The organism is Piscinibacter gummiphilus, from assembly GCF_032681285.1.
Lineage (GTDB): Bacteria > Pseudomonadota > Gammaproteobacteria > Burkholderiales > Burkholderiaceae_C > Rhizobacter > Rhizobacter gummiphilus_A.
Genome location: NZ_CP136336.1, coordinates 357,383 through 380,196, shown reverse-complemented (window position 1 = coordinate 380,196; position 22,814 = coordinate 357,383). Strand labels below are relative to the sequence as shown.

27 protein-coding genes are annotated in these 22,814 nt (G+C 67.6%); 20 read left to right on the top strand and 7 right to left on the bottom strand.

Annotated elements, in window-relative coordinates; all coding sequences use genetic code 11:
- Positions 1–39: 39 nt before the first annotated feature.
- The 3 genes from glnE to RXV79_RS01845 are packed head-to-tail and all read left to right on the top strand — an operon-like array spanning position 40 to position 4,267.
- A complete protein-coding gene (gene glnE, locus RXV79_RS01855) occupies positions 40–2,769 on the top strand; it encodes a bifunctional [glutamate--ammonia ligase]-adenylyl-L-tyrosine phosphorylase/[glutamate--ammonia-ligase] adenylyltransferase (RefSeq protein WP_316701673.1) in 2,730 nt (909 codons plus the stop codon).
- Positions 2,766–3,377, top strand: coding sequence for a rhombosortase (gene rrtA / locus RXV79_RS01850; RefSeq protein WP_316701671.1), 612 nt, complete (start codon positions 2,766–2,768; stop codon positions 3,375–3,377). Before glnE ends, rrtA begins: the two co-directional genes overlap by 4 nt.
- Positions 3,374–4,267 (top strand): DMT family transporter, encoded by an 894-nt coding sequence (locus RXV79_RS01845; RefSeq protein ID WP_316701670.1) that lies wholly within the window; start codon positions 3,374–3,376, stop codon positions 4,265–4,267. The genes rrtA and RXV79_RS01845 overlap by 4 nt, the downstream gene beginning before the upstream one ends.
- A 1-nt stretch (position 4,268) precedes the next feature.
- Here RXV79_RS01845 and rfaE2 read toward each other — a convergent pair whose 3' ends face one another.
- Complete coding sequence (gene rfaE2, locus RXV79_RS01840) at positions 4,269–4,745, bottom strand: D-glycero-beta-D-manno-heptose 1-phosphate adenylyltransferase (RefSeq protein WP_316701669.1); 477 nt, start codon at positions 4,743–4,745, stop codon at positions 4,269–4,271.
- Between the two features lie 86 nt (positions 4,746–4,831).
- Here rfaE2 and RXV79_RS01835 point away from each other — a divergent pair, with 86 nt between their 5' ends.
- A complete protein-coding gene (locus RXV79_RS01835) occupies positions 4,832–5,479 on the top strand; it encodes a glutathione S-transferase family protein (RefSeq protein WP_316701668.1) in 648 nt (215 codons plus the stop codon).
- 66 nt (positions 5,480–5,545) lie between these two features.
- Here RXV79_RS01835 and RXV79_RS01830 read toward each other — a convergent pair whose 3' ends face one another.
- The gene (locus tag RXV79_RS01830) at positions 5,546–6,421 is read right to left on the bottom strand and encodes a ferritin family protein (protein ID WP_296723902.1); all 876 of its coding nucleotides are present in this window, start codon (positions 6,419–6,421) and stop codon (positions 5,546–5,548) included.
- Between the two features lie 159 nt (positions 6,422–6,580).
- Between RXV79_RS01830 and RXV79_RS01825 the strand changes: the two genes are divergently transcribed.
- The 9 genes from RXV79_RS01825 to RXV79_RS01785 all read left to right on the top strand — a co-directional run bounded on the left by RXV79_RS01825 (position 6,581) and on the right by RXV79_RS01785 (position 14,334).
- Positions 6,581–7,135 (top strand): glutathione peroxidase, encoded by a 555-nt coding sequence (locus RXV79_RS01825; protein WP_316701667.1) that lies wholly within the window; start codon positions 6,581–6,583, stop codon positions 7,133–7,135.
- Between the two features lie 309 nt (positions 7,136–7,444).
- Complete coding sequence (locus RXV79_RS01820; protein ID WP_316701666.1) at positions 7,445–8,758, top strand: NAD(P)/FAD-dependent oxidoreductase; 1,314 nt, start codon at positions 7,445–7,447, stop codon at positions 8,756–8,758.
- Positions 8,755–9,546 carry a DUF1365 domain-containing protein gene (locus tag RXV79_RS01815; protein ID WP_316701665.1) on the top strand — a complete coding sequence of 264 codons (792 nt, stop codon included), beginning with the start codon at positions 8,755–8,757 and terminating at the stop codon, positions 9,544–9,546. Before RXV79_RS01820 ends, RXV79_RS01815 begins: the two co-directional genes overlap by 4 nt.
- Before the next feature lie 24 nt (positions 9,547–9,570).
- The gene (locus RXV79_RS01810) at positions 9,571–10,797 is read left to right on the top strand and encodes a cyclopropane-fatty-acyl-phospholipid synthase family protein (protein ID WP_316701664.1); all 1,227 of its coding nucleotides are present in this window, start codon (positions 9,571–9,573) and stop codon (positions 10,795–10,797) included.
- Between the two features lie 2 nt (positions 10,798–10,799).
- Positions 10,800–11,327 carry a chalcone isomerase family protein gene (locus RXV79_RS01805; protein ID WP_316701662.1) on the top strand — a complete coding sequence of 176 codons (528 nt, stop codon included), beginning with the start codon at positions 10,800–10,802 and terminating at the stop codon, positions 11,325–11,327.
- Positions 11,324–12,598, top strand: coding sequence for an MFS transporter (locus tag RXV79_RS01800; protein WP_316701660.1), 1,275 nt, complete (start codon positions 11,324–11,326; stop codon positions 12,596–12,598). The genes RXV79_RS01805 and RXV79_RS01800 overlap by 4 nt, the downstream gene beginning before the upstream one ends.
- Positions 12,595–13,122 carry a DUF3833 domain-containing protein gene (locus RXV79_RS01795; protein ID WP_316701659.1) on the top strand — a complete coding sequence of 176 codons (528 nt, stop codon included), beginning with the start codon at positions 12,595–12,597 and terminating at the stop codon, positions 13,120–13,122. Before RXV79_RS01800 ends, RXV79_RS01795 begins: the two co-directional genes overlap by 4 nt.
- Position 13,123: 1 nt before the next feature.
- Positions 13,124–13,897 carry an SDR family NAD(P)-dependent oxidoreductase gene (locus tag RXV79_RS01790; protein ID WP_316701658.1) on the top strand — a complete coding sequence of 258 codons (774 nt, stop codon included), beginning with the start codon at positions 13,124–13,126 and terminating at the stop codon, positions 13,895–13,897.
- Positions 13,879–14,334 (top strand): nuclear transport factor 2 family protein, encoded by a 456-nt coding sequence (locus tag RXV79_RS01785; protein ID WP_413816658.1) that lies wholly within the window; start codon positions 13,879–13,881, stop codon positions 14,332–14,334. Before RXV79_RS01790 ends, RXV79_RS01785 begins: the two co-directional genes overlap by 19 nt.
- On the opposite strand, the gene ubiG is transcribed toward RXV79_RS01785, so the two are convergent.
- Positions 14,326–15,039 carry a bifunctional 2-polyprenyl-6-hydroxyphenol methylase/3-demethylubiquinol 3-O-methyltransferase UbiG gene (gene ubiG, locus RXV79_RS01780; protein ID WP_316701656.1) on the bottom strand — a complete coding sequence of 238 codons (714 nt, stop codon included), beginning with the start codon at positions 15,037–15,039 and terminating at the stop codon, positions 14,326–14,328. The genes RXV79_RS01785 and ubiG overlap by 9 nt on opposite strands.
- Before the next feature lie 29 nt (positions 15,040–15,068).
- Complete coding sequence (locus tag RXV79_RS01775) at positions 15,069–15,488, bottom strand: thiol-disulfide oxidoreductase DCC family protein (protein WP_316701655.1); 420 nt, start codon at positions 15,486–15,488, stop codon at positions 15,069–15,071.
- A 74-nt stretch (positions 15,489–15,562) separates the two neighbouring features.
- Here RXV79_RS01775 and RXV79_RS01770 point away from each other — a divergent pair, with 74 nt between their 5' ends.
- Complete coding sequence (locus RXV79_RS01770) at positions 15,563–15,883, top strand: metalloregulator ArsR/SmtB family transcription factor (RefSeq protein ID WP_316701654.1); 321 nt, start codon at positions 15,563–15,565, stop codon at positions 15,881–15,883.
- Here RXV79_RS01770 and RXV79_RS01765 read toward each other — a convergent pair whose 3' ends face one another.
- Both RXV79_RS01765 and corA read right to left on the bottom strand, forming a co-directional pair.
- Positions 15,884–16,750 (bottom strand): 2-keto-4-pentenoate hydratase, encoded by an 867-nt coding sequence (locus tag RXV79_RS01765; protein ID WP_316701653.1) that lies wholly within the window; start codon positions 16,748–16,750, stop codon positions 15,884–15,886.
- A gap of 30 nt (positions 16,751–16,780) precedes the next feature.
- Positions 16,781–17,743: a magnesium/cobalt transporter CorA gene (gene corA / locus RXV79_RS01760; RefSeq protein WP_316701652.1), complete on the bottom strand. Its 963-nt coding sequence runs from the start codon at positions 17,741–17,743 to the stop codon at positions 16,781–16,783.
- Between the two features lie 484 nt (positions 17,744–18,227).
- Between corA and hpf the strand changes: the two genes are divergently transcribed.
- The 3 genes from hpf to hprK all read left to right on the top strand — a co-directional run bounded on the left by hpf (position 18,228) and on the right by hprK (position 20,271).
- Positions 18,228–18,566, top strand: coding sequence for a ribosome hibernation-promoting factor, HPF/YfiA family (hpf, locus tag RXV79_RS01755; protein ID WP_296723949.1), 339 nt, complete (start codon positions 18,228–18,230; stop codon positions 18,564–18,566).
- Positions 18,567–18,815: 249 nt separating this feature from the next.
- A complete protein-coding gene (ptsN, locus tag RXV79_RS01750; RefSeq protein ID WP_296723951.1) occupies positions 18,816–19,286 on the top strand; it encodes a PTS IIA-like nitrogen regulatory protein PtsN in 471 nt (156 codons plus the stop codon).
- 34 nt (positions 19,287–19,320) lie between these two features.
- A complete protein-coding gene (gene hprK / locus RXV79_RS01745; protein ID WP_296723953.1) occupies positions 19,321–20,271 on the top strand; it encodes an HPr(Ser) kinase/phosphatase in 951 nt (316 codons plus the stop codon).
- A 5-nt stretch (positions 20,272–20,276) separates the two neighbouring features.
- Here hprK and fur read toward each other — a convergent pair whose 3' ends face one another.
- Complete coding sequence (gene fur / locus RXV79_RS01740) at positions 20,277–20,708, bottom strand: ferric iron uptake transcriptional regulator (protein ID WP_316701651.1); 432 nt, start codon at positions 20,706–20,708, stop codon at positions 20,277–20,279.
- 104 nt (positions 20,709–20,812) lie between these two features.
- Between fur and RXV79_RS01735 the strand changes: the two genes are divergently transcribed.
- From RXV79_RS01735 to RXV79_RS01725, 3 genes are read left to right on the top strand one after another with little or no spacing between them, the layout of a single operon-like run.
- Positions 20,813–21,334 carry an outer membrane protein assembly factor BamE gene (locus RXV79_RS01735; protein WP_316701649.1) on the top strand — a complete coding sequence of 174 codons (522 nt, stop codon included), beginning with the start codon at positions 20,813–20,815 and terminating at the stop codon, positions 21,332–21,334.
- Positions 21,331–22,143: a 4-hydroxy-tetrahydrodipicolinate reductase gene (gene dapB, locus RXV79_RS01730; protein WP_316701647.1), complete on the top strand. Its 813-nt coding sequence runs from the start codon at positions 21,331–21,333 to the stop codon at positions 22,141–22,143. Before RXV79_RS01735 ends, dapB begins: the two co-directional genes overlap by 4 nt.
- 2 nt (positions 22,144–22,145) lie before the next feature.
- Positions 22,146–22,811: a MotA/TolQ/ExbB proton channel family protein gene (locus tag RXV79_RS01725; protein ID WP_316701645.1), complete on the top strand. Its 666-nt coding sequence runs from the start codon at positions 22,146–22,148 to the stop codon at positions 22,809–22,811.
- The last annotated feature ends 3 nt before the right edge of the window (positions 22,812–22,814 follow it).

The following is a 22,814-nucleotide window of genomic DNA, read 5'->3' as shown; positions in this document are numbered from 1 at the left end:
GCCGCAAGGCGGTTAAGCCTGCGGCAAAATCCGCGCGCCATGGGCACCGAGACCTCCGCCGCCGGCGCAGACCACAGCCGCTTCGTACAGCGGGTGCGCCGCCGTTATGAAGCCGAACTGCCGCTGCTGGCGCCGGGCCTGCCGCTGCGCGCGAGCATCGATGCGCTGATCGACGAACTGCTGGCGCGAGGCCGCGCCCTGCCAAGCGCGCTGCGCGTGGCACGCCACGTGGTCATCGAACGCCTGGCCGTGCTCGATGTCGAGCAGGCCGCGCCGATGACCGACATCACCCGCGCGATGACCGAGTTGGCCGAAGCCACCCTTGACCGCGCGCTGATCCAGGCCTACGCCGACCAGGACGAGCGCCACGGCCCGCCACTCAACGAGCGTGGCGAGCGCATCGACTTCTGGGTCGTCGGCATGGGCAAGCTCGGCGCGCACGAGCTCAACGTCTCGTCCGACGTCGACCTCATCTACGTCTACGAAGAAGACGGCCAGACGAGCGGCCCCAAGGTCATCACCGCGCACGAGTACTTCGCGCAGGTGGCACGCAGCCTCTACACGCTGATCGGCGACACCACCGACGACGGCTTCGTCTTCCGCGTCGACCTCGCACTGCGACCCAACGGCAACTCGGGCCCGCCGGTCGTGAGCCTGTCGATGCTGGAGGAATACTTCCTCGTGCAAGGGCGCGAGTGGGAGCGTTTCGCCTGGCTCAAGAGCCGGGTGATCGCGCCGTCGGCCAGCATCACGAGCGGCCGTGCGAAGCACCTCGCGGCGACCGTCACCCCTTTCGTCTACCGGCGCTACCTCGACTACGGTGTCTTCGACGGCCTGCGGCAGCTGCACCGCAAGGTGCGCGAAGAAGCCCAGCGCCGCGCCGCCGGCCGCCCCGAGCGCGCCAACGACGTGAAGCTCTCGCGCGGTGGCATCCGCGAGATCGAGTTCATCGTGCAGCTGCTGCAGGTGGTGCGTGGCGGCCAGTTCCCCGAGATGCGCACGCGTTCGACGCTGAAAGCCCTCGACAAGCTCGCCGCCGGCGGCCTGATGAAGCCCGAGAGCGCCAAGCGCCTGGCCGAGGCCTATGTCTTCCTGCGCCGAGTGGAGCACCGCATCCAGTTCCTCGACGACCAGCAGACGCATGTCCTGCCCACGTCGGATGCCGACCTCGGCTGGATTGCCCGCAGCATGGGCTTCACCTGCACCGAAGACACCTGCGAGCTGCTGCAGCACCTGGGCGAGACGCGCGAGTTCGTGGCGATGGAGTTCGACGCGCTGCTGCACGACGGCAAGGCGCCGGCCAGCCCCGCGAGCAACGATGGCTGCCGCTCCTGCGGCCTGCCGCCGCAGCCGGTCGACAGCCCCGCCTTCATCGAACGCCTGCCGCCCGCTCTGGCCGACCGTGTGCGCGGCTGGATCGACCACCCGCGCGTGCGCATGCTGCGCGAAGAGAGCAAGCTGCGCCTGTCCAAGCTCGTGATGCGCTCCGCCCAGGCCGTGGCCGACGGCAGCTGCAGCCAGGAGGCGGCGGGCCGCTTCATCGACTGGCTCGAGCCGCTGCTGCGCCGCGAAAGTTATCTCGCGCTGCTGGTCGAGCGCCCCGAGGTGCAGAACCGCCTGCTGCGCCTGCTCGGCCTCGCACGCTGGCCGGCGCAGTTCCTGATGCGCCACCCCGGCGTGATCGACGAGCTGGCCGACGAGCGCCTGCTGCACGGCCGCTTCGAGCGCGACAGCTACATCGCCGACCTCGAAGCGCGCCACACCGCCTGGAGCCGCTTCAACCAGGCCGACGAAGAATCGCTGCTCGACACGCTGCGCCGCGCGCACCACGCCGAGGTCTTCCGCACCCTGGTGCGCGACGTCGAAGGCCACATCACCGTCGAGCAGGTGGCCGACGACCTCTCGGCGCTGGCCGATGCCACCGTCGAGTGCTGCATCAGCTGGGCCTGGCAGCACCTGAAGCAGCGCCACCGCGACACGCCGCAGTTCGGCGTCATCGCCTACGGCAAGCTCGGTGGAAAGGAACTCGGCTACGGCAGCGACCTCGACCTCGTCTTCATCTTCGACGACACCGCCGAGACCGACAACGACACCGCGGTCGTCGCCTACGGTGCCTTCGTGCGCAAGCTGATCAACTGGCTGACCACGCGCACCGCCGTCGGCGAACTCTTCGACATCGACACGGCGCTGCGGCCCAACGGCAATTCGGGCCTGCTCGTCACCTCGCTCACCTCGTACAAGAACTACCAGGAAGGCCGCGGCAGCAACACCGCCTGGACCTGGGAGCACCAGGCCATCACACGCGCCCGCTATTGCGCCGGCGCGCCCGGCCTGGCGTCACGTTTTGAAGCCGTGCGCCGCGCGGTCATCTGCGCCGAGCGCGACCCGCTGGCGTTGCGCGGCGAAATTCAGGCCATGCGCGAGAAGCTGCGCGCCGCGCGCCCGGTGAAGGAAGGCTTCTTCGACGTGAAGCACAGCCCGGGCGGCATGGTCGACGCCGAGTTCGCCGTGCAGTACCTCGTGCTTGCGCACGGCCGCCAGCACCCGGGCCTGCTCGACAACGTGGGCAACATCGCGCTGCTGCAGCGCGCCGAAGCCTGCGGCCTGCTGCCCGCCGGTGTGGGCAGCGCGGCGGCCGACGCCTACCGCGAGCTGCGCCGCGCGCAGCACCGTGCACGGCTCGACGAGAAGCCCACGCAGGTCGACCCGGCCAGCGCCGCGGCCGAGCGCGATGCCGTGCTCGCGCTGTGGCGCACGGTCTTCGCTTGAACCAACGGCATCGCCCCGGCGTCGCCTGGTGTGCCATGGCGCTGGTGCTGCTCGCCGGCAGCCTGATCGCACAAGGCCCGACAGCGCGGGCGGTGCTCGAGTGGCGCCCCGATGCGATCGTCGACGACCCCTGGCGTGCATGGAGCGCGGCCTTCGTGCACTACAGCCGTCTGCACCTGATCGGCAACCTGACCGGGCTCGCGCTCACGGCCGCGTTCGGCTGGGTCTCGCGCCTGCCCACCTCGGCCACCATCAGCTGGGCCCTGGCCTGGCCACTCACGCACCTCGCCTTCTTCTGGCTCGCGCCCGATCTGCGCCACTACGGTGGACTGTCAGGCGTGGTGCATGCGGGCGTGGCCATCGGCCTCGTGCACCTCTTCATCACCGGCACGCGCGGGCAGCGCCTGATCGCCACCGCCTTGTGCGCCGGCCTCATCGCCAAGATCCTGAGCGAGACCCCCTGGCGTGGCGCCGTGCAGCAGCAAGACGGCTGGGACATCGCCATCGCCCCCATCGCCCACGTGACCGGCGTGCTTGCCGGCACCACCCTCGCACTGGCCGCGCACGCCCTGCGCCGGCTCAACGCGCCACCCCGCCTCTCACCATGACCGACCGCAAGACCCACCTCGACACGCTGGCCGTCGTGTCGCTCATCGGCTGCAGCTTTCTCTGGGGCCTGAACCAGGTCGCCGCCAAGGCAGCGCTCGGCGAAGTGGCGCCGCTGGTGCAGGCCACCGTCCGCTCGCTGGGCGGCGTGGGGCTGGTGATGCTGTGGGCGTGGTGGCGGCGCATCCCGCTCTTCCAGCGCGACGGCACGTTGCCCGGCGGCCTGCTCGCGGGGGCGCTCTTCGCCGCCGAGTTCGCCTGCATCTTCATCGGGCTGCAGTACACGACCGCGTCGCGCATGATCGTGTTCATCTACTTCGCCCCCTTCATCGTCGCTTTGGGCATGCCCTTCATCGCGAAGTCGGAACGGCTGGACTGGGTGCAGACGGCGGGGCTGGTGCTCGCGTTCACGGGCGTGGCGAGCGCCTTCGCCGAAGGCTTCACGCAACCGGCGATCGGCCCGAAGCAGTGGATCGGTGATGCGCTGGGCGTGCTGGCCGCGGCGCTGTGGGCTGCCACGACGCTGTCGATCCGCGCAACGAAGCTGGCGTCCGCATCAGCGGAGAAAACGCTCGCCTATCAGCTCGGTGTGTCGGGCGTGCTGCTCGCGATCGGCACCTGGTGGCTGGGCGAGCCGATGCCACGTTCGCTGTCGATCATGGCCGTTGCCTCGCTCGCCTACCAGACGGTGATCGTCGTGTTCGCCAGCTACCTGCTGTGGTTCTGGCTCATCCGCCACTACCCGGCCACGCGACTCGCGGCCTTCACGCTGCTCACGCCGGTGTTCGGGCTCTTGATGGGCGTGGTGATGCTCAGCGAACCGCTGACGCTGCGCCTGCTTCTCGCACTGGCCGGCGTCGCCGTCGGCATGGTGCTCGTGAACCGGAAGTGAGCTAGCCCCGGATGCGCTTGACCAGCGAGGTGGTCGAGTAGCCGTCGACGAAGGAGATCGCCCGCGCATCGCCACCCCAGCTGCGCACGAGCTGGGTTTCGTCGAGTGTCTCGATGTCGTAGTCGCCGCCCTTCACGTAGAGGTCGGGCTTGACGATCTTCAAGAGCTCGACCGGCGTCTTCTCGTCGAAGAGCGTCACCAGGCTCACGCTTTCGAGAGCGGCCAGCACGCAGGCCCGGTCGGTCTCGGCGTTGAGCGGGCGGTCGGGGCCCTTGCCGAGCAGGCGTGCCGAGGCGTCGCTGTTGAGCCCGAGCACCAGGCAGGCACCGAGCGCACGCGCCTGCGCGAGGTAGGTCACGTGGCCGCGGTGCAGGATGTCGAACACGCCGTTGGTGAAGACCATCGGCCGCGGCAGTTGCGCCAGGCGCGAGGGCAGTTCGCCGCGGGGGCACAGCTTGTCGAAGAAGGTGGCACTCATGGCGCGGGATTGTCACCTGCGAGGCAGCCGCCGTGCGCAGCCCCCACCTAGACTGGCCCGTCGTCACATCAGGACAGGAGACTCCCATGATCACGCTCTGCGGCTCGACCATCTCGAACTACTACAACAAGGTGAAGATGGTGCTGCTCGAAAAAGGCATCCCCTTCGCCGAAGAGATGGTGAAGACCGGCCGCACCGACGACGAGGTGCTGAAGGACAGCCCGCTCGGCAAGGTACCCTTCCTGCGCACGCCGCAAGGCGCGATGTGCGAAAGCCAGGTCATCGCCGACTACCTTGAAGCCGCTTACCCGACGCCCGCACTGGTGCCGGCCGACCCGTGGCAGGCCGCCAAGGTGCGCGAGCTGTGCACCTTCATCGACCTGCACCTTGAGCTCGTGGCACGCGAGCTGCACTACAAGGCCTTCTTCGGTGGCGAGCTGAGCGAAGCCAACCAGGCACGCATCCGCAAGCAGCTCGAGAAGAACATCGCCGGCTTCAAGCGCCTGGCGAAGTTCTCGCCCTACGTGGCCGGCGACACCTTCACGCTCGCCGACTGCGCCGCCTACCCGAGCCTGCCGCTCGTGAGCATGGCCACCAGGGCGGTGTACGGCGAAGACCTCCTGGCCGCCGCCGGCATCGACACCCGCGCGTACACCAAGTTCATTGGCGAGCGCCCGTCGGCGCAGAAGGTGACGGCCGACCGCAAGGCCGACCAGGAAAAGGCCAAGGGCTGAGCCAGAGGCTGAAAACGACAAGGCCCGCGGATGCGGGCCTTGTTCGTTCCGAGCGCTGGCGGTTGATCAGGCCGGCAGCGGACCGCCCTGCGACTTGCCCTTCGCGGCTGCGGCCACCGCGGCCGTCACTTCCTTGCGGAAGCGGTTCAGTTCCTGGACGCTCGCAAAGCTGCGCTCCATCAGCAAGCTCATGTTGTGCAGGATGCGCTCGACGACCTTGGTCTCCCACACGGCGTCGAACTGGATCTGCTTGTCGAGCCACTGCTCCAGCCACTGCGGGTTGGGCAGACGGCTCTGGATGGTGTCGCGCGGGAAGAGCTTCTCGTTCACGTGCAGGTTGGTCGGGTGCAGCGCCTGCGCGGTGCGGCGGGCGCTGGCCATCAGCACGCCCACCTTGGCGAAGGCGGCACGCGCCTCGTCGCCGAACTTCTGCAGCGCGCGCTTCATGTAGCGCAGATACGCACCACCGTGGCGGGCTTCGTCGCGGGCGAGCGTTTCGTAGATGGCCTTGATGACCGGCTCGGTGTGCCACTCGGCGGCTCGGCGGTACCAGTGGTTCAGGCGGATCTCGCCGCAGAAGTGCAGCATCAGCGTCTCGAGCGCCGGGGCCGGGTCGAACTCGAAGCGCACTTCATGCAGCTCCTGCTCGGTGGGCACGAGGTCGGGGCGGAAGCGGCGCAGGTACTCCATCAGCACCAGCGAATGCTTCTGCTCTTCGAAGAACCACACGCTCATGAAGGCCGAGAAGTCGCTGTCATCGCGGTTGTCGCGCAGGAACATCTCGGTCGCGGGCAACGCCGACCACTCGGTGATCGCGTTCATCTTGATGGTCTGGGCTTGCTCTTCGCTGAGCTGGCTGCCATCGAACTGATCCCAAGGGATGTCCGTGTCCATGTTCCAGCGCACGGCTTCGAGCTGCTTGAAAAGTTCGGGGTAAAGCATGATCAGCTTTCAAAGGTAGACCCCGCATTTTACGGGGGTCGGATGTGACAGGCGTGTGCACGCGCCACCATCCCGGGCGCGCATCCGGACTTTCGGCGCGTGCGTAAGCGCCAGGAAGGGCGCAGCATTGCGCTCTCTAGTTTCTGTGGAGGACCCACCATGCCCGTTCGACACCTGCTGTTCGTCTGCCTCGCCCTCGTGGCCGGCGCCTCCCAGGCGGCGGAGTGCCCGCCTCTGCTCAAGCGCGAGGTGCCGCGCCTGCAGGACGAGAAACCCCAAAACCTGTGCCAGTACGCCGGCAAGGTCGTGGTGATCGTCAACACCGCGAGCTTTTGCGGCTTCACCGGCCAGTACAAGGGGCTGGAGGCGCTGCACAGCAAGTACAAGGACCGCGGCCTCGTGGTGCTGGGCTTCCCGTCCAACGACTTCTCGCAGGAGCCGGGCGACAACAAGACCATCGCCGAGTTCTGCGAGAACACCTACGGCGTCAAGTTCCCGATGTTCGTGAAGACGCGCGTGGCGGCGGCCGCCGGTCCACAGCGCCATCCGCTCTACGCCGAGCTGCAGCAGATCACCGGCGAAGCGCCCCGCTGGAACTTCCATAAGTATGTGGTCGCTCGCGACGGACGCAGCGTCCACAGTTTCGGCAGCACCACGTCACCCGACAGCAGCGTCTTCGTCAGCACGGTCGAGAAACTGCTTGATGCAAAATGAAGACTGATGAGTTATATTTCATACCACTCAGTTCACAACGGAGTGGGCCATGGCCGACGCCAACATCAGATTCAGGGAACTTCGACCTGGGGAGTGCTTCAAACCCCAGGCCGGCGCACACTGTGGGCCGGTAGCGACCAGTTCTATGCTGCACAGCCAGCCGGTTGATCCGGTTGGAATCCCGGGGCGGTTTTCCTCCTCCCTCCTCCCTCCCTTGTTCCCCCCGGGGCGCTGTGCAGCAATCTTTATTTCGCGGCCCGCACGTTCCGGCGCGCCGCACGCCCCTCACAGCCTGACGCGGGCGGTGGCATGAGCCGCCGCGTCGCTGTCATCGGCTCGGGCATCTCGGGTCTGGCCACCGCGTACTCGCTGGCCGACGACACCCACGTCACGCTGTTCGAGGCCGGCTCTTATTTCGGGGGCCACACCAACACCGTCGATCTCACGCTCGATGGGGTGACGCACGGTGTCGACACCGGCTTCCTCGTTTTCAACGAGCGCACCTATCCCCAGCTGATCCGCCTCTTCGGTGAACTCGGGGTGGCCACGGTCCCGTCGGACATGTCGTTTTCCGTGCAGGTGCCCGACCTCGGCCTGGAATGGAGCGGCAGCGACCTCAACACCGTCTTCGCGCAGCGCCGCAACCTCCTGAGGCCGGCTTTCCTCGGCATGCTGCGCGACATCCTGCGCTTCAACCGGCTCACCACCACGCTCGCCGTGCGCGGCGATGACGCCCAACTGCAGCAGCCCATCGGCGAGTTCCTCGCCGAACACCGTTTCTCGGCCGCGTTCCGCGACTGGTACTTCCTGCCCATGATCGGCTGCATCTGGTCATGCCCGACCGACCAGATGTTGCGTTTCCCGATCGCGACCATGATCCGCTTCTGCCACAACCACGGGCTGCTGCAGGTCGCGAACCGGCCGCGCTGGTTCACCGTCACGGGCGGTGCCCGCGAATACGTGCGCAAGATGCTGCCGCGCATCGCCGACCGGCGTCTCAACACCCCCGTGCGCAGCGTGCGCCGCACCCCGCAGGGGGCGACCGTCGTCACCGACCACGGCAGCGAGCGCTTCGACGAAGTGGTGCTCGCCTGCCACAGCGACCAGTCGCTTGCGCTGCTGGCCGACGCCACGCCCGACGAGCGCGCCGTGCTCGGCGCCGTCCGCTACCACCGCAACCGCGCCGTGCTGCACACCGACACCTCGGTGCTGCCCCAACGCCCGCTCGCCTGGGCAGCGTGGAACTACGAGCGCGCCACCGACGCCCCGCGCGAAGAAGCCGCGGTCTGCCTGCACTACCTGCTCAACAAGCTGCAGCCGCTGCCCTTCCAGCAGCCGGTGCTGGTGTCGCTGAACCCGGTGCGTGAGCCCGACGCGGCCAGCGTGCACGCCGAGATCGACTACGCCCACCCGGTGTTCGACCGCGCCGCGATTGCAGCGCAGGCGAAGGTGCCAGCCCTGCAAGGCCAGCAACACACCTGGTTCTGCGGCGCGTGGACACGCTACGGCTTCCACGAAGACGGCCTGATGTCGGCGCAGGCGGTGGTCAACGGCATGCGGCGCCGCTGGGTCGGCGAATCGCTGCCTGTGCGCTTGCACGAGCCGGCGCGCGAGGCCGCATGAGCACCGCCGCTCCGATGATCGGCTCCGGCCAGGTGCGCCACACGCGCCTGCGCCCGGTGGTGAACGACTTCAGCTACCGCACCTACTTCCTCATGCTGCCGATGCGCAGCCTGCGCGCGCAGGCGTCGACGCAGCTCAGGCGCAACCGCTTCGGCCTCATCAGCTTCCACGACCGCGACCATGGCGACGGCCGCAACGACAGCCTCGCCTGGGTCGACGACCTGTTGACGAGCGAAGGCATCACCGACGCCGACGGCGAGGTCTGGCTGCACTGCTACCCGCGCGTGCTCGGCCACACCTTCAAGCCGGTGAGCTTCTGGTACTGCCACCGCCGCGACGACTCGCTCGCCGCCATCGTGGTCGAGGTCAACAACACCTTCGGCGAACGCCACTGCTACCTGCTGCGCGGCGAGCACCTCGCCTTCGGGCAGGAACTGCAGGCCGACAAGGTTTTCCACGTTTCGCCTTTTTGCAGCGTCAGCGGCCGCTACCGCTTTCGCTTCCTGCGCACCGCACTGCATCCACAGGCGGACGGCGCGCGTAAGGACGCACAAAGAACGGTGGTTCGGATCGACCACGACGACGAGCAGGGCCCGCTGCTGAAGACCAGCGTGGCGGGCCGGCTGGAGCCGCTGACCCGGTCTTCGGCGCTGCGCGCCTTCTTCGGCATGCCGCTGATGACGGTCTTCGTCGTCGCGCGCATCCATTGGCAGGCGCTCAAGTTGTGGACCCGGCACGTGCCGTTCTTTCGCAAGCCCGAGCCGCCTCGGGCCTTCATCACCCGCTGAGCGCCCCTGCGAGAGACCCAGACGATGAACACCACCACCCACGCCTCCCTCAACCCGCTGCAGCGGTCGTTGCCCGACAGCGCCCCGGCCACCGCACGCGCTGTCTTCCGCCTGCTGGCCCAGTTGCGCCACGGCAGCCTCGACGTGCAGTTGCCTGACGGCACGCAACTCCATTTCGGCCAGACCCAAGGTCTGCGCGCCGCCATTCGCCTGCGCAACTGGAACGTCTGCGGCGCCGCACTCAAGTCGGGCGACATCGGTTTCGCCGAGACCTTCATCGCCGGCGACTGGACGACGCCCGACCTCACCACGCTGCTCAAGCTCTTCATCGCCAACCGCGACGAGATCGAGCAGGTGGTCTACGGCAGCTGGTGCGGTTCGCTGCTCTACCGCGTGCGGCACCTCTTCAACCGCAACTCGCGCACCGGCAGCAAGAAGAACATCCACGCCCACTACGACCTGGGCAACGACTTCTATCGCCTCTGGCTCGACCCGACGATGAACTACTCGAGCGCCTGGTTCGAGGGCGATGCGAGCGGTGACCTCGTCGGCGCGCAATGGGCCAAGGTGCGGCGCGCCCTGCGTGAATGCGATGTGAAGGCCGGCGACCGCGTGCTCGAGATCGGCTGCGGCTGGGGTGCACTCGCGGAAAGCGCGGCGCGTGATTTCAACGCCAGCGTGACCGGCGTGACGCTCTCCAGCGAACAACTCGCCTGGGGCCAGCAGCGCCTGCGCGACGCCGGCCTCGCGGGCGAGCTGCGCTTCCAGGACTACCGCGACATCACCGACGGCCCCTTCGATGCCATCTGCTCGATCGAGATGTTCGAAGCCGTCGGCCGCGAATACTGGAGCGGCTACTTCGACACGCTCAAGCGCAACCTCAAGCCCGGCGGCAAGGCCTGCATCCAGAGCATCACGATCCGCGACGACCTCTTCGAGCGCTACGTGAAGTCGACCGACTTCATCCAGCAGTACATCTTCCCCGGCGGCCTGCTGCCGAGCCCGAGCGCCTTCCGCGAAGCCGCAGCGAAAGCCGGCCTGCGTGTGGTGAATGAGCTCTCATTCGGCGCCGACTACGCCGAGACGCTCAAGCGCTGGCGCGAGCGTTTCCTCGCCGAAGAAACCAAGGTGCGCCGCCTCGGCTTCGACACCCGCTTCATGCGCATCTGGGAGTTCTACCTCGGCTACTGCGAGGCCGCGTTCGCCACCGGCAACACCGGCGTCATGCAGTTCACCCTGCAGCGCGACTGACCATGCTCGCGCGCCGCCCGCTCCTCGCCGCCTTGCTGGCCCTACCCTGGGCGGCACAGTCGCGGCCGGTCGAGCTGAGCGCCGAGCTGCCGGGCGCCAAGCTGCAGGGCCAGGGCCTGCTGCGCTTCTTCGGCCTGCGTGTCTACGACGCCCGCCTGTGGGTGACCGAGGGCTTCAAGCCCGACGACTACGCCCTGCACCCGGTGGCGCTCGAACTCGAATACGCGCGTGAACTCGTCGGCAAGCTGATCGCCGAACGGTCGCTGGTCGAAATGCGCAAGGTCGGCGAGGTGCCTGCCGACAAGGGCAACGCCTGGCTCGCCGCGATGGAGCAGGCCTTTCCCGACGTGAAGGCCGGCGACCGCATCACCGGCCTCTACCGGCCCGGCGAAGGCATTCGCTTCTTCGTCAACGGCAAGGCCGGGCGCGAGGTGCGCGATGCCGCGTTCGCGCGGCTCTTCATCGGCATCTGGCTGTCGCCCCGCAGCTCCGAACCGGCGCTGCGGCGGTCCTTGCTGGGCCTGGCATGAGCGCCCTCGCTTCATCGTCGTCAGCGTCCTCGTCGCCGCCGGCGCGGGGTTGGCAGGGCCTGCGCTACGGCGCGCCCGGCTTCCCGCTGGCCTTCGTCGCGCTGCCGCTCTACGTCACCCTACCCAACCACTACGCCGCCGAGTTCGGCGTGCCACTCGCCGCGCTCGGCGCCGTGTTGCTCGCCGCCCGCCTGCTCGACGCGTTCGTCGACCCGTGGATCGGCCGCTGGGCCGATGCGCTGCTCGACCGCTCGGCCCGCGCCGCCTGGCTCGCGATGGCCGGCGCCGCCGTGGTGCTGGCCCTCGGCTTTCGCGGGCTCTTCTTTCCCGCGGTGTCGGCGAGCACCACGTCGCTGCTCGTGTGGTGCGGGGGGCTGCTCGTCGTCACCTACCTCGCCTACAGCGTGATCAGCGTCATCCACCAGGCCTGGGGCGCGCGGCTGGGCGGCAACGAACAGGAGCGCGCGGGGGTCGTCGCCTGGCGCGAAGGCCTCGCGCTGTGCGGCGTGTTGGTGGCCAGCGTGCTGCCGTCGACGGCCGGCCTGCAGGTGAGCACGCTGGTGTTTGCCATCGTGCTGTGCCTCGCACTGGCGCTCATGCGGCAGGCGCCCGCACCGCGCCGGCTGGCGGTGTGGCCCACGCACTCGCTCGCCCTGCCGTTCGGCACCCCGGCGTTTCGCCGCCTGCTCGCCGTCTACCTGCTCAACGGCATCGCGAGTGCGGTGCCCGCCACGCTGGTGCTCTTCTTCATCCGAGACCGCCTGCAGGCACCAGCCTACGAGCCGCTCTTCCTTGCCAGCTACTTCGCCGCGGCGGCCGTGTCGGTGCCGCTGTGGGTGCGGCTCGTGGCGCGCCTAGGCCTGGCGCGCAGCTGGCTCGTGGGCATGGGGCTGTCGGTGCTGGTGTTCGCCTGGGCGGCCGTGCTGTCGGCCGGTGACGTCGCCGCCTACACCGCCATCTGCGTGCTGAGCGGTATCGCGCTGGGCGCCGACCTCGCCCTGCCGGCTGCGCTGCTGGCCGGCGTCGTGCAGCGCGCAGGGCATGCGGGCCGCGCCGAAGGGGCGTACTTCGGCTGGTGGAACTTCGCGACCAAGCTCAACCTCGCGCTCGCCGCGGGCATCGCCCTGCCGGTGCTCCAGGCCTTCGGTTATGCGCCCGGCACGAAGGGTGCCGACGCCTTGCAGGCCCTCACCCTCGCGTACTGCGTCTTGCCGTGCGTGCTCAAGCTCATTGCCGCAGCGCTGCTGTGGCGTCACCGGGAACTTCAATGAAAAGACTCGCCCTCACCCTCGCTTGCGCACTCGCCCTCACCGGGTGCGCATCGCCAACGCCGCAAGACTACGCCGCGGAGAAACCCACGCTCGACCTGCAGCGCTATTTCAATGGCGACGTGGTCGCCCACGGCATCTTCAGCGACCGCTCCGGCAAGGTCGTGCGCCGCTTCACCGTGCTGATGAAGTGCCAATGGGTGGGCAACGAAGGCACGCTCGACGAGGCCTTCACCTACAGCGACGGCAAGACCGACCGCCGCATCTGGCGCCTGAAGAAGCTCGACGGCGGGCGCTACACCGGCACGGCCGACGACGTGGTCGGCACGGCCAACGGCCAGGTGGCCGGCAACGCCTTCCAGTGGAACTACACGCTGAAGCTGCCGGTGGACGGCAAGGTCTACGAGGTGCAGTTCGACGACTGGATGTACCTGATGGACGAGCGTGTGATGCTCAACCGCGCGGTGATGAGCAAGTTCGGCATCCGCCTCGGCGAAGTCACGCTCGCGTTCCAGAAGGCCCACTGACATGCCACTCAACCCTCGCATCACCGACTGGAACGGCCAGGTGGTCTGGCTCGTCGGCGCCTCGACCGGCATCGGCCGCGCCACCGCCGCCGCACTGCATGCCCGCGGCGCACAGGTCATCGTGTCGGCCCGCAACGAGGGCGCGCTCAAGGCCTTCGAGAAGAGCCACCCCGGCAGCGTGGGGCTGCCGCTGGACGTGACGGACCGCGATGCGGTGTCACGCGCGGCGCAGCAGCTGGTGCTGCACCACGGCCGCATCGACCTCGCGCTCTACTGCGCCGGCTACTACAAGGCGCTGCGGGCCACGCAGTTCGACCTCGACGAAGCGGTGCGCCACCAGCAGGTCAACTACATCGGCGCCCTGCACCTGCTCGATGCGGTGCTGCCGGTGCTGCTGCAGCAAAAGAGCGGGCACCTGAGCCTCGTCTCCAGCGTGGCCGGCTACCGCGGACTGCCCAATTCGCTCGCGTATGGGCCGACCAAAGCGGCCCTCATCAATCTCGCCCAGACGCTCTATCTCGACCTGGAGCCGCTGGGCATCGGAGCGTCGGTCATCAACCCCGGGTTTGTCGAAACGCCGCTCACCGCGCAGAACGAATTCGCGATGCCGGCCTTGCTCACACCCGAGCAGGCGGCCGAAGAGATCCTGAAGGGCTGGGCGCAAGGGCGCTTCGAGATCCATTTCCCCAAGCGCTTCACCTTGTGCCTGAAGGCATTGACGCACGTGAGCGACGCGCTCTACTTCCGCGCCATCCGATGGAGCACGGGCCTGTGACGCAGAAGACGGCCGATCCGCGTGTCGCACGCATCGTCGAGCTTTTCGAGCACTTCACGCGCGACGACGTGGCGCGGCTCGGCGAGTTCTATGCGGCAAAGGCGCACTTCAAGGACCCGTTCAACGACGTGCGCGGCCTGTCGGCGGTCCAGCAGGTCTTCCGCCACATGTTCGACGCGCTCGACGAGCCGCGCTTCGTGGTGCGCGACGTCATCGTGCAAGGCGATCAGTGTTTCCTGAGCTGGGACTTTCTCTTCCGCTTCAAGCGCTACCGCGAGGGCCTGCAGACGGTGCACGGCGGCTCGCAGCTGCAGCTCGACGCGATCGGACTCATCCTGCACCACCGCGACTACTGGGACGCTGCCGAAGAGCTGTACGAGAAGCTGCCGCTGGTGGGCAGCCTGATGCGCTGGCTGAAGAAGCGCGCGTCAGGCTGAAGCGCCGGCCCGCATCGCCAGCAGGTAGCCGATGCCCATGAAGCGGTGCAGGCGGAAGCGCTGCGTCAGCGGGTTGTAGCCGAGGCCGCGCTGCTCGTGCAGCGACAAGCCGGCACGTGTGGCCATGCCCCGCAGTTCGGCCGGCCTGATGAGGCGCGAGTAGGTGTGGGTGCCTCGCGGCAAGAGGCGCAGCACCCGCTCCGCACCGACGATCGCCACGAGGTAGCTCAACGGGTTGCGGTTGATGGTGGAGAAGAACACCCAGCCGCCCGGCCTGGCCAGGCGTGCGCAGGCTGCCACCACGGCGGCGGGGTCGGGCACGTGCTCCAGCATCTCCATGCAGGTGACCACGTCGTAGCGGCCGGCGTGATGCTGCGCCCAGTCTTCGGCGCTGCTGTCGGCGTAGGCGACGTTCGCTTCGCCCACCCGCTCGGCATGGGCGCGCGCGATGCGCAAGGGCATCGCGGCCATGTCGATGCCATCCACCCGGGCGCCACGCCGGGCCATGCTTTCCGCGAGGATGCCGCCGCCGCAGCCGACGTCGAGCACCTGCTTGCCGCGAAGGCCAGCCAGGGCATCGATCCAGTCGAGGCGATGCGGGTTGATGCGGTGCAGGGGGCGGAATTCGGAGTCTTCGTCCCACCAGCGCTCGGCCAGGGCGTTGAAACGGGCGAGTTCCGCGGGGTCGGCGTTGAGTGTGCTCATGGCTCCCTCCTTGTGGCGAAGACGGTATGTCACCAATGGCCGCGCCGGCGATTCCAGCGATAGAGGCCGCGGGCGAAGGCGTTGTAGAGCGGCCGGCCGAGCCAGCGCAGGCGGCGCGCCAGCGCACCCAGCCAGCGTTGGCCGGGCGACTGCGACCAGAGTGCGGCCAGCGCATCGGCGCCGATGTGCATGTGCCCGTCCGCGGCGCGGACATGCAGGCGCTCGCGCACTTGCTCCAGATCGAGGCCCAGCGCCTGGGCGGATTGCGGGTTCTGGTGCACGTCGACCCAGTGCACGTTGCAGCCTTGCATGCGCTCGCGCTGCGATCGGATGCCGGCGTCACACACCGGGCAGGCGCTGTTGTAGTAGACGGTGGCCGCGGCATCGGGTGCCGGCTCTGCGGTGGCAGGGGGAACGGGCGTCTGGCGAGTGGAGTGGGTCGCTTCCATGGCGCCCATCATAAAGCGTTAATTAGCTAACTGCCTAATTAAATAATCAACTAGCAGCGCTATCATCTGCCGCCATGGACAAAGTGTTCGAAGCCCTGGCGTCCACGCCGCGCCGCAAGATCCTCGCGTACCTCGCCGAGACGGAGTTGTCCGCCGGCGAGATCGCTTCGCGCTTCGACATGACGAAGCCCTCGCTGTCCAAGCACCTGAAGATCCTGGAGTCGGCCGGGCTCGTGACCGGCGAGAAGCGCGGGCAGTTCGTGTTTTACCGACTGCAGGGCGACAACCTCGCCAGCACGCTGGCGTCGTTCATGCAGGTGGTGTGCCCGGTGTCGCGGGGGCTCAAGAAGGAAAGCAAGGCGCTCGCGGCTTCGAAGAAGAAGCCGGCGCGCTGACTACTTGAAGCTCACCGACACCGGCTTGGCATCGGGCAGTCCGATGTAGGTGACGGTGGCGCCCGCGCCGGCCTTGGGCGGCAGCAGCGGCGAGAAGGAGCCGAGGCTGATCAGGTCACCCGGCTTCATGGCCTTGCCCTCTTTGGCCAGCGCCTCGGCCAGCCACACGACGGCGTTGAGCGGGTGGCCGAGGATGTCGCTGCCCTTGCCGCGTGCCAGCTCGGCACCGCTCGCGTCGCTCAGCACCACCGTCATGTCGCGCAGCGCATCGAGCATCGCAAAACGCTCGGCCCGATACAGCGGAATCGCGACCGGCGTGCCCGTCACGCCGAGCCGTGCGCCGACGTTGATCGCGCTGATCGCCGGGCCGTTGAGCTTGGGCGGCGCCTGCACCATGAGGTCGGGCAGCTCGATGAAGGGTATGAGCTGGTCGATGGCCGCCAGCACGTCTTCCGGGGTCTTGGCATCGTTGACCGCGGCGCTCTTCACACGCACCAGCAGGTCGGCCTCGTACAGCGGCCGCGCCCCGAAGCCTGCTTCGACAGTGCTGCCATTGGGCAGCAGCATGCCCTGGTAGAGCACGCCCCACACCGGGCGGTCGTAGTTGAAGCGCTTCTGCACCGCCGGGTTGGTGAGGCCGGCCTTGTAGCCGACCACCGTGCCGTAGCGCTTGGCGAGCGCCGCGTTGACCTTGGCGCGGCTGCAAGCGCCGTCGGCCTCGTTGAGACCCTCCGGGTTGGCGGCAGGTGTCTTGGCGACGAAGGCGTCGACGAGGGCCGCAGCCTGGGCATCGCTCAGGCACTCGGCCTGCGACGCCGCGGCGGCGGCAACAAGAACCAGGGCAACGACGAAACGCAGAACGGTCATGGCGAGCTCTCCTCCGGATGTGGTCACACCTTACTTGAGCCAGCCCTTGCGGTTGAAGTACCAGAAGGGCGACACGATGCTGACGATCATCAGGCCGATGGCGAACGGATAGCCGAAACGCCAGGTCAGCTCGGGCATGGCCTGGAAGTTCATGCCGTAGATGCTCGCGATCAGCGTCGGCGGCAGCAAGGCCACGCTCGCCACCGAGAAGATCTTGATGATCTTGTTCTGGTTGATGTTGATGAAGCCGACGGTGGCGTCCATCAGGAAGTTGATCTTGTCGAAGAGGAAGGCGGTGTGCGAGTCGAGCGAGTCGATGTCGCGCAGGATCTGGCGGGCCTCCTCGAACTGCTCCGCATTGAGCATGCGGCTGCGCATCATGAAGCTCAAGGCACGGCGCGTGTCCATCACGTTGCGGCGGATGCGGCCGTTCAAGTCTTCCTCTTTGGCGATGGCGGCGAGCGCCTGGCCGGCGGCCTGGTCGTTGACCTCTTCCTTCAGCACACGCGCGCTGACTTTTTCGAGGTTGTCGTAGATGCCTTCGAGTGCATCGGCGCTGTACTCGGCGTCGGCGTCGTAGAGCTTGAGCAGCACGTCCTTCGCGTCTTCGATCAGCGCGGGGATGCGGCGCGCGCGCAGGCGCAGCAGGCGGAAGACGGGCAGGTCTTCGCCGTGGATCGAGAACAGCACCTTGTTGTGCAGGATGAAGGCGACCCGCACGTTGCGGCGGGTATCGTCATCGTCGATCAGGAAGTCCGAGCGGATGTGCAGCTCGCCGTTGTCTTCCTCATAGAAGCGGGCCGATTCCTCCAGGTCGTCGTCGACCACGTCTTCGGGGATGGTCACGCCGAAACGTTCGGCGATCCAGGTCTTCTCTTCGGGGGTGGGGGCTTCCAGGTCGACCCACACCGGGCGCACGTTGGCGAGTGCGCCGGGGTTTTCGATTTCTTCCTGGAACAGCCGGCCATTGGCCAGCGTAAAGACGTTGAGCATGCGGGCTCCGACAGGTCCGCACGGGCTGCATGGGGCGCCGTGGGGTGGTGGCCAATAAAGGGAGAGGGGCTAACGCGGGGAACCGTCTCACCCAGGGCCACGGGCGCTTCACCGAGGGGTGGGCACCTGTCGAGCGTCAGAGCGGACGGTCACCGAGGGTGACTGCTGTCCATATGCGGGGGTCGCACTCCGTGTACGAAAACGGCGGATTATCACACCCGTTCTGCACGGTCATCAAGCCGAGTCAACCCGCGAAAGCCCGTCGAAAAACGCTGCTTCCGTGATGGAAAAGACAGCGGCTTGATCCGACGCAGGAATGCGCGCGAACAAGCCTGCGAACGTCGTTGTCACCCGCTTGTCACTCTCCGGTTTCGGGCGCACACTGGTCTCGACCACTGCGATTTCCGCCCCCTCTTCCCCGCCTCCCCCTCCTCTCTCTCTTCCTTCCCCGCTTTTCCCACCCGCCTTGCGAAAGGAGTCCCCGATGAATTTGACGATCAGCGGCCATCACCTCGATGTGAGCCCAGCCCTGCGTGAGTACGTGCTTACGAAATTGGACCGGATCACGCGTCACTTCGATCAAGTCGTGGACATCAACGTGCTGCTGTCGGTAGAGAAGCTGAAGGAGAAGGAACGAAGGCAGAAGGCCGAGGTCACGCTGCACGTGAAGGGCAAGGACATCTTCGTCGAGCACTCGCACGAAGACCTCTACGCCGCGATCGACCAGCTGATGGACAAGCTCGACCGCCAGGTCATGCGGCACAAGGACAAGCTGCAGGACCACCACCACCTCGCGCCCAAGCGCATGGATGCCACGCTCTGAGGCAACGCCTCTTTCCAGTGCATGAAAGCGGCCCACGGGCCGCTTTTTCGTGCGCGCTCCGTTTTCGCACGTTCACCACACACAGGGGCCCGGTGAGCAGCACTCGTTGCTGCTGCGCAGCAGCGAGTGCACAATTCCTCGCATTGCCGATGCACGAGCGTGCGCAAGGAAAGGGCCCGGTTCTATGATCGGTCACCCTGGTCGCCCGTGGAACCAGGCGCCTCTTGCGAGGCTCGAACGTGACCTGCGATGAACCGACTGTCCGCCATCCTGCCGCTCGCCAACGTACTCGTTGACGTAGAGGCCACCAGCAAGAAGCGCGCGTTCGAGCACGCCGGTCTGCTGTTCGAAAACCAGCACTCCATCGCGCGTGCCACGGTCACCGACAACCTGTTTGCGCGCGAGCGGCTCGGCTCCACCGGCCTCGGCCATGGCGTGGCCATCCCCCACGGCCGCATCAAGGGTTTGAAGAATCCGCTGGCTGCGGTGGTGCGCGTCCAGCAGCCGATTCCCTTCGACGCACCGGACGACGAGCCGGTGAGCCTCCTGATCTTCCTGCTGGTGCCCGAAGCGGCCACCCAGCGCCACCTCGAGATCCTGTCCGAGATCGCCGAGATGCTGAGCGATCGCGAGTTGCGCGAGCGTCTCAAGACCGAGCACACGGCAGCGAAGGTGCATGAGCTGATCTCCAACTGGGAACCGTTGAAGTCGGTCGCCTGAGCGGCCAGCTCGCCACTCGGTTTATCCTCGCCGCGTGAAGCCCTCAGTCATCAGCGCGGAAGCGCTGTTCGAAGAACACCGGCCGGCCCTGCGTTGGGAATGGGTTGCCGGCCATGCCCACCCCGAGCGTCGCTTCGACGAAGCCGCTGTGCGCAATGCGCAATCGGCGGCCGACCTGGTGGGCTACCTCAACTACATCCACCCCTACCGGGTGCAGATCGTCGGCCGGCGTGAGGTCGCCTACCTGCAGGACTCGTCTCCCGAAGACCAGGAACGCCGCATCCAGCGCATCGTGACGCTGGAGCCGCCGGTGGTCATCGTGGCCGACAACCAGACGCCACCCGACAAGCTGGTGGCGCTGTGCGACCGCGCCGACATCCCGCTCTTCGTCACCGACGGCTCGGCCGGCCACGTGATCGACGTGGTGCGCGGCTACCTGGCGCAGCTGTTCGCAGAGCGCACGACGCGGCATGGGGTCTTCATGGACATCCTGGGCGTGGGCGTCCTGCTGACCGGCGAATCGGGCCTCGGCAAGAGCGAACTCGGCCTGGAACTGATCTCGCGCGGCCACGGCCTGGTGGCCGACGATGCCGTCGACCTCTACCGCATCTCGCAGACCGCCATCGAAGGCCGCTGCCCCGAGCTGCTGATGAACCTGCTCGAAGTGCGCGGCATCGGCCTGCTCGACATCAAGTCGATCTTTGGCGAGACCGCGGTGCGCCGCAAGATGCGCTTGAAGCTCATCGTGCACCTGGTGCGCAAGGAGACGCTGGAGCGCGACTTCGAACGCCTGCCCTACGAGCCGCTGAACGAAGACGTGCTCAGCGTCCCGATCCGCAAGGTGGTGATCGCGGTGGACGCCGGCCGCAACCTGGCTGTGCTGGTCGAGGCGGCCGTGCGCAACACCATCCTGCAGCTGCGCGGCATCGACACCTACCGCGAGTTCATCGAGCGGCACCAGAAGGCCATGCAGAAGCCCGAATAGGGCCTTTACTTGCCGGTCTTGTACTGGCAGTTCTTCTTGGTGCAGACCGCGTAGAGCGACAGCGCGTGGTCCTGCAGCTGAAAGCCCTTGGTTTCGGCAATGGCGTTCTGCCGCTTCTCGATCTCGGGGTCGTAGAACTCCTCCACACGCCCGCAGTCGATGCACACCAGGTGGTCGTGGTGCTTGCCCTCGTTGAGCTCGAATACCGCCTTGCCCGACTCGAAATGGTTGCGCGACAGGATGCCCGCCTGCTCGAACTGCATCAGCACCCGGTAGACCGTGGCCAGGCCGATGTCGGCCCCTTCCGTCAGCAGCGACTTGAACACGTCTTCCGCGGTCATGTGCCGTTGGCTGGACTGGTGGAACACGTCCAGGATCTTGATGCGGGGGAGCGTGGCCTTGAGGCCACTGCTCTTGAGGTCTTCGGCGTTTGACATGGGGGCTGTCCAGCAGGGCGCAACGCACCCCTAGAATCCGCGGATCATATCGAGGTTGGCCTCACCTCAGCAGGCCGCCACCCCTTCTGCAACGCCCCATGCGCATGTCGTTTCCTCGCATTGCCAGCCCGCTGGCCGCCATCCTGCTCGCGGGCTGCAGTTCGCTGCAATCCAGCGACCACTTCCTCGGCTTCATCACCCCCTACCGCATCGAGGTCGTGCAGGGCAACGTGCTGACCCAGGAGCAGGTCGCGCTCGTCAAACCCGGACAGACGCGCACCCAGGTGCGCGACATCCTCGGCTCGCCGCTGCTCACCGACGTCTTCCATGCCGACCGTTGGGACTACGTCTTCACCATCCGCCGCCAGGGCGCCGAGCCCCAGCAGCGCAAGGTGGTGGCACTCTTCGAAGGCGAGAAGCTGAAGAGCCTCGACGCCCCCGACCTGCCCTCCGAGCGCGATTTCGTGTCGTCGATCGACACCGCGAAGACGCCGCGCAAGGCGCCCAAGCTCGCGCTGACGCCGGAGGAGATCAAGGCCCTGCCGGTGCCGCCCAAGCCCGAGCCGGCCGCCTCTGCGCCTGAAGGCCCGGCGCGCACCTATCCGCCGCTGGAGCCCCGCACATGAGCAACGCTCCCCTGCGCATCGCCGTTGCCGGCGCCTCCGGCCGCATGGGCCGCATGCTGATCGAAGCGGTGATGGCCGCCGACGACTGCCAACTCGCCGGCGCGCTCGACGTGCCCGGCAGCCCCGCCCTCGGGCAAGACGCCGCCGGCTTCCTCGGCCGCACGAGCGGCGTGCACATCACGGCCGACTTGAAAAGCGGCCTCGCGAACGCCGAGGTGCTGATCGACTTCACCCGTCCCGAAGGCACGATGGCGCACCTGGCGGTGTGCCGCGAGCTGGGCGTGAAGCTCGTCATCGGCACCACCGGCCTCTCCGACACGCAGAAGGCCGAGATCGCCGCCCAGGCCAAGCACATCGCCATCGTGCAGTCGCCCAACATGAGCGTGGGCGTCAACGTGCTGATGCGACTGCTCGACGTCGCCGCCCGCGCGCTCAGCGAGGGCTACGACATCGAGATCATCGAAGCCCACCACCGCCACAAGGTTGACGCGCCGAGCGGCACGGCACTCGCGATGGGCGAGACCATCGCCGCGGCCCTCGGCAAGAACCTGAAAGACTGCGCCGTCTATGCGCGCGAAGGCGTGACCGGCGAGCGCGACCCCTCGACCATCGGCTTCGCCACCATTCGCGGCGGCGACATCATCGGCGACCACACTGCCCTCTTCGCCGGCACCGGCGAGCGCATCGAGATCTCGCACAAGAGCGGCAGCCGCGCCGGCTATGCGCAAGGCAGCGTGCGCGCCGCGCGCTTCCTGCGAGACAAGCAAAGCGGCCTCTTCACCATGAACGACGTGCTGGGGCTGCGCTGAACATGGGCGGCTTCGCACAGTTCTGGCAACAGGGCGACGCCATCACGCGTGCGGTGGCCGTGCTGCTGTTGCTCATGTCGATCAGCGCCTGGGTGCTGATCTTCTGGAAGGGCTGGGTGCTGGGCCGCGTGAAGCGCGACATCGCGCGTGCGGTGCCGGCCTTCTGGGGCGCCGGGTCGCTCGACGACGGTGAAAAGCAGCTCGCCGTGTTCGACCGCGAAGGTGTGCTGCGCCCCTTGCTCGCCGCCGCCACCGCCTCGCACGCGGGCCAGACGCTCGAATCGCGCGGCCACCTCGCCTCGCAGCTCACGCGCCGCCTGCGCGACGCGCTGCACCGCGTGCTCACGCAGCTGCAGTTCGGCCAGGTGATGCTCGCCTCCATCGGCAGCACCGCGCCCTTCATCGGCCTCTTCGGCACGGTCTGGGGCATCTACCACGCGCTGCTCAGCATCTCGGCCGCCGGCACGGTGACGATCGACCGCGTGTCGGGCCCGGTCGGTGAAGCGCTCGTGATGACGGCCGCGGGCCTGGCCGTCGCCATTCCGGCGGTACTGGCCTACAACGTCTACAACAAGCGCGTGGCCGCCTGCGAAGCCGATCTCGAAGGCTTCGCCCACGACCTGCGCGAGCTGCTGGCCGAGCCCTCGGCCACTCAAACCGAGGCTTGAGCG